Genomic DNA, 5,432 nt, shown 5'->3' on the forward strand with positions numbered 1-5,432 from the left:
GTGACGGAGCTGGCCGTGGGGCTGGCTTACGCGTGGCCGGCTCTGCTGCTAGCGGCACTGGGCGCGTGGGGCCTGCGCCGTTGGCGGCAGCGGCAGTCGCTGCCCGCCTAACCGAAACAAAAACGGGGCCTTTCGCATGTGCGAAAGGCCCCGTTTCTGTTAGGAATATAGTGGTAACCTAGTCTACAATCATATCCACCACGGCATTCACTACCGACAGCGCCAGGCTGAACAGCAGCGCGTTCAGGAAGCCGTGCACGTCGAAGCTGCTCATCAGGTAGTCGGCCAGCTTCACGATGATGACGTTGATAACCAGCAGAAACAGGCCCAGTGTGAGAATGGTGATGGGCAGGCCCAGCAACTGCAGGATGGGCTTCACAATGGCATTCAGAATGGCTAGCACTACGATGAGGATGGCAGCGCCACCCACGCCGCTCAGCGCAACGCCCGGCAGAATCAGGCTCAAACCGTACACAAGCACGGCCGACAAAATGAATTTGAGAATGAAGCTCAACATGAGAAAGAAAGTATGAGGGTGAGAAAAGCTTATTCGGCCGACACGCCCTTGGCCGTGAGCCGCCCTTGCGATACGGCCATCCAGTTACAAAGTTGGTAGAGCAGGCGCGCGCCTACGATGGCGTTCCACTCGGTGTCGCCGGGGGCTACTTCGTTCAGGTCGCAGCCGATGATTTCGATGCCGGCCCGCACGATGGCACGAATCAGATACGTAGCCTCTTCAAACTCCAGGCCGCCGGGCACGGGCGTGCCGGTGCCGGGGCACAGCTTGGGGTCGAGGCCATCAATGTCGAAGCTGATGTACACCTTCTTCGGCAGTTGAGCGATTATTTTGCCGCACACCTTCTTCCACGACTTCTTGCCGAATTTCTCGTCGCTGAGGAAACGCTGGCTGAACAGCGCCACCCGGCCGTTGGAGTGCTCAATCAGCTCGGCTTCCTGCTGGCAGAAGTCGCGGATGCCCACCTGCACCAGTTTCTTCACCTGCGGCAGCTCCAGCGCGTTGTACATGATGCTGGCGTGCGAGTATTGGAAGCCTTCGTAAGCCGGGCGCAGGTCGCAGTGGGCGTCGAACTGCAGAATGGCAAACTCCTCGTGGCGCTCGGCCAGCGCCTGCAGGTAGCCCAGCGGCGTGCTGTGGTCGCCGCCGAGCAGCACCACGCCCTTGCCGGCGTCGAGCAGGGCGCCGGTGCGCTCCTTCAGGCTTTTTATCATCTTATTGCCAGCGGCCGTCACCTTCTCGGGCACGCCCGCGTGCTGCTGATGGCCTTCGGCGGGCTGGCCATCCTCCAACCAGCCGATGTAGTCGGCGGCCAGGGGGCGCAGCTCCTGGCTGGCGGCGGCAATGGCCTCGTCGGCCTCGTCCATGGCCAGGCCCAGCTTCCAAGCGTTGGGAATGTCCGAATCGTAGAGGTCGACCTGCAGGGAGGCTTCGTGGATGGCTGCGGGCCCTTCGGCCGTGCCGGCGCGGTAGCTTACAGTCACTTCCCACGGCACGGGCACCACTACCACCTGCGCCTCATCGGCGGTAAAGGGCAAGCCGAAAAGGCCGCCTTCGGCTTCGCCGGGCGCATTGGGGTCGAAAGAAGCAATTTTTTTGGCGAGAGCGTCAGCTTTAGACATGGAGCGGATACTTGGGGTAATTAAAGGCAATGAAAAAGAACGTCATGCTGAACTGGTCGGAGTATCTCTGCTACGCAAGTAATTTGATTTACTCTCGCGGCAGAGATACTCCGACCAGCTCAGCATGACGTTCTACAAAATTCAGAAAAGTTAGGCCGACATCTGACGACCCAGGAAATCGTAGCTGCGAATGATTTCGAGAATCTTCTCAAACGTCACCCGGTCGAAAAACAGCATCAGCGGCAATTCCACCATGTTGTCGCGGTCCGAGAACTGCGTGATGACCGAGAAGATGAGGGGCTGCAACTGCTGCTCGGGCACGAGGTTCTGCATCGACTCGGCAATGTCGCCACGCGGGGCACTCGGCGGCGCACCGTAAATGTTGGCCTTCAATATGTTGGCCAGCTGCGTGACAAGCGCGCCCGTGATGATGTTGCTGATTTCCAGCAGCAGCGACTCCTGCAGCTCGTTTACTTCGAGCGTTTCGGAGGTTTGCATGCGCAGGCAAACCCGCGACAGGCGCTGCACGTGCTGGCCCGAGAAAAACATCAGGGTGGTGCCGTTGAAATCGCCGCGGATATCAGACTGAATGGCCACGTGCCGCGACTGATACTCGCGCACCTTCGACAGGATGTCGTTGCTCATCAGCAGGTCGATGCTGGGTACCTCGAGCAGTACCCGCTCCTGGGCAATAACGGCAAACGAATCGGCGGCGCGCGCCAGGCCGATGTTCAAAATCTCGCGGATTATATCACGCTCTAACTCGGTCATCGATAAATCCATAACGGCGAAAATAGGGAAATTGCAGCAGCGAGGACTGGGGTGAAAGAAAAAGAAAGTTAAGCGCGCTTGGCCAAAAACAGGCGGGTAAGGGCCGGCACATCGAGTACCAGGCAAACTTGCCCACTGCCAAGCAGCGTGACGCCTCCAAACAAGTCAATGGTATCGAGCGGTTTGCTAAGAGGCTTGATGACAATATTTTGCTGCCGGATAAATCGGTCCACGATTAGGCCCAGGCGGCGGTTGTTGTAGTTAACGACGAGCACCTGCTGGGTGCCGTGCAGGTCGTCTTTGGTTGCGAGGGGCAGCGGCTCGTCGCCTTCGTCATACAGGAGCTGACGTAGGGGCACCAGCGGCACGGCCTGCTCCTGGAAATGCGTAACGAGTAGGCCACCCACCAGCGACAGCTGGCCGGGATGCAAAGCCAGCACGGTGTCGGTGTGCATGAGCGGCACGGCATAGGGCCGGTCCTCCACTTCCACCAGCAAGGCGCCTTTTACCGCAATCGAAGTGGGCAGCACCAGCGTGAACGTAGTACCCACGCCGAGCTCCGATTCTACGCGCAGCTGCCCGCCGAGTGAGTCGAGGGCCAGCTTTACCACGTCGAGCCCCACGCCCCGGCCCGAGATGTCGGTAATCTTTTCGGCCATCGAGAAGCCGGGCTCAAACAGCAAGGCCCACACTTGCTGCTCGTCGAGGCGGGTAGCTTCGCTGGTACTCACCAGGCCACGCTCCACGGCCTTTTTACGCACGGCTTCGGTATTGATGCCCCGACCGTCGTCGCGCACTTGGATGAGCACGTCTTCGCGGTCGGTAAGGGCTGAGAGCGTGAGGTGCCCGGTTGCCGACTTGCCGGCCTGCCGGCGCTGGTCGGGCGTTTCCAGCCCGTGGCTCACGGCGTTGCGCACGAGGTGCAGCAGCGCATCGGTGATGATTTGCAGAATGTTGCGGTCAATCTGCACATCCTGCCCACTTAAGGTCAGCTCTACTTCCTTGTTTTCGGCAGTAGCCACGTCGCGCACCACCCGCGGAAATTTATTCAGCAGCACACCTACACCTACCAGGCGGGCATCCATCACGCTGTACTGCAAATCGTCGGAAATGCGGAACAGGTGTTGCGCCGTAGCCAGCAAGGCCGGGTTGCCCAGCTCCTGAGCCAGCGTCATCACGCGGTCGCGGTCAATCACCAGCTCGCCCACGAGGTTTAGCAGGTTGTCGAGCTTTTTCACCTGAATGTACACCAGGTCCGACAGCTCCATCTTCTTCCCGGCTTCCTCTTCCGACTCCGGCTCTTCGTCGGTGTCCAGAATCGGTTCTTCACCGCGCACCAAGCGGTCAAGGTTTTCGAGCAGGGCCGTAGCATCGGGCAGCGGCTCATTCGCGCCGACGGCCCGAATCATCGTGCCAAGGGCATCAACGCCCGTGAAAACCACTTTGGCTAGCGCCCCGCCAAACTCGCGCTGCTTGTCCCGAATCAGGCCAAACAAGGTCTCGAGGTGGTGGGCCACTTCGCCTAGGTCGGTGAACCCCATGGCCCGGGCATTGGCCTTGAGGTTGTGCATGAGCCGGAACAGCTCATTGAGCGCCGGGCCGGCGTCGGTGTTGCGTTCGAGCTCACTCAGGTGCCGGCTCATGGAGTCGTAATACTCCAGGGCCTCGGCCATGAACATCTCGCGGTATTCCTGGTCGCGGGTTTTCATAGGCCGTTCAACAATTCAAAAAACCACTCACCAGTAGCCGCACGCGGTTGCGGCCCGCCGGATTCGGCGGGCTGGCAAACCATAGCGGAGCGGCAGCTAGTCACCTTACGAGGCCGACTCAGCAGCGTCGTTTTGCAACGCCGAACCCACAATTTCCAGCACTTTCTCTTCCGAAAAGGGCTTCACGATGTAAGCCAACGCGCCGTTTTCGATGGCTTCGTTCACGATGACCTCCTGGCCAACAGCACTGCACATCACCACTTTAGCATTGGGCTGCGTTTTGCGCAGGCTTTTAAGCACGTCGAGTCCGGTATTGTCGGGCAGAATTACATCGAGGGTAATCAGGTCGGGGTTAGTCGAGGTTGCCATTTCTACGGCCTGAGCTCCATTGGCCGCCTCGCCTACTACTTCGTAGCCGGCATCGGTCAGCATGTTTTTGAGCATCGTGCGCATGTAGAAGGAGTCGTCGACGATGAGAATGCGCTTATTCATAGAATTGGGTAACATGAGGATATAAAATGAGAAGCCGGCGCTCGACACCGAGCAGCTTGCGGCCTGTGTACGGCCCTTAGCTTACGAAGATGTTGTTTTCGTGGGCAGTTTCATTACTTCGCTAGGCGTGAGCAGCTTGCGCATGTCGAGTACGATGATAATACCACCCTCGGGCAGCTTGGCAATGCCTTCGAGGTATTTATCGCGGGTGCTCGAATCCTGCACAAACTCCGGCGCCGGCTCAATCTGGCTCAGGGGCAGCGTGAACGGGCGGGGCACTTCCCGCACCACCAGCCCGAGGGTATAGTCGGCCGCTTCAACCGCTACCGTGTAGCTACGCTCGGGTAGCGGCCGGCCAGCCGGGCGAAGCCGGAACCGCTCCTCCAAATCCATGATGGCAATGATGTCGCCGCGCAGGTTGGCGATACCCTTAATGAATGGAGGCGTTTTAGGCATCCGGGCCACTTCGGGCGTCACGGTCACTTCCTTCACCTGCTCAATGCGAATGCCGTAGTCCTCGTCGCCGAGGCGGAAAACGATGAGTTGCACCAGTTCGGCCGGTTTGGCACGCTCTGGTTTGGCAGCGGAAGTTGCAGCAATGGGCTCAGCCATGCGTTAATAAATTGAAAGTTCGGAGGCCGCTACGAGAGCAAACCGATTATTTGGTCTTGGGTTTGGCGGCTCTGGCTTTGGCCGGTTCCGCTTTAGCCGTGCCGTTGCTTGTAGCCCCAGCAGCCGGGCTGGCCGCGCGGGCCGAATGTCCCCGCCCATTAGTTGCGCGGGCAGGCGCTGCCGGTGCAACAGCCTCTGCCCGCGGTGCCC

At 59.6% G+C, this 5,432-nt stretch carries 6 protein-coding genes; all 6 read right to left on the bottom strand.

Annotation, left to right across the window (positions count from 1 at the left end):
- Positions 1-178: 178 nt before the first annotated feature.
- Entirely contained in the window at positions 179-517 is a 339-nt protein-coding gene (locus tag ACYVDE_RS13745; RefSeq protein WP_460502114.1) for a phage holin family protein, read from the bottom strand.
- 29 nt (positions 518-546) lie between these two features.
- On the bottom strand, positions 547-1,638 hold the full coding sequence (locus tag ACYVDE_RS13750) for an agmatinase family protein (protein WP_460502115.1): 1,092 nt from the start codon (positions 1,636-1,638) through the stop codon (positions 547-549).
- Between the two features lie 150 nt (positions 1,639-1,788).
- Positions 1,789-2,421: a chemotaxis protein CheC gene (locus tag ACYVDE_RS13755; RefSeq protein WP_460502116.1), complete on the bottom strand. Its 633-nt coding sequence runs from the start codon at positions 2,419-2,421 to the stop codon at positions 1,789-1,791.
- Between the two features lie 56 nt (positions 2,422-2,477).
- Positions 2,478-4,118: a chemotaxis protein CheA gene (locus tag ACYVDE_RS13760; RefSeq protein ID WP_460502117.1), complete on the bottom strand. Its 1,641-nt coding sequence runs from the start codon at positions 4,116-4,118 to the stop codon at positions 2,478-2,480.
- A gap of 105 nt (positions 4,119-4,223) precedes the next feature.
- Positions 4,224-4,610 (bottom strand): response regulator, encoded by a 387-nt coding sequence (locus ACYVDE_RS13765; protein ID WP_460502118.1) that lies wholly within the window; start codon positions 4,608-4,610, stop codon positions 4,224-4,226.
- 81 nt (positions 4,611-4,691) lie between these two features.
- Positions 4,692-5,222 carry a chemotaxis protein CheW gene (locus ACYVDE_RS13770; RefSeq protein ID WP_460502119.1) on the bottom strand — a complete coding sequence of 177 codons (531 nt, stop codon included), beginning with the start codon at positions 5,220-5,222 and terminating at the stop codon, positions 4,692-4,694.
- Positions 5,223-5,432 lie beyond the last annotated feature (210 nt).

It is taken from the genome of Hymenobacter agri (assembly GCF_054778495.1).

Coding starts and splice junctions, on each gene's coding strand:
- ACYVDE_RS13765 (WP_460502118.1), bottom strand. CDS start 4,610: ATGAATAAGCGCATTCTCATCGTCGACGACTCCTTCTACATGCGCACG.
- ACYVDE_RS13760 (WP_460502117.1), bottom strand. CDS start 4,118: ATGAAAACCCGCGACCAGGAATACCGCGAGATGTTCATGGCCGAGGCC.
- ACYVDE_RS13770 (WP_460502119.1), bottom strand. CDS start 5,222: ATGGCTGAGCCCATTGCTGCAACTTCCGCTGCCAAACCAGAGCGTGCC.
- ACYVDE_RS13755 (WP_460502116.1), bottom strand. CDS start 2,421: ATGGATTTATCGATGACCGAGTTAGAGCGTGATATAATCCGCGAGATT.
- ACYVDE_RS13745 (WP_460502114.1), bottom strand. CDS start 517: ATGTTGAGCTTCATTCTCAAATTCATTTTGTCGGCCGTGCTTGTGTAC.
- ACYVDE_RS13750 (WP_460502115.1), bottom strand. CDS start 1,638: ATGTCTAAAGCTGACGCTCTCGCCAAAAAAATTGCTTCTTTCGACCCC.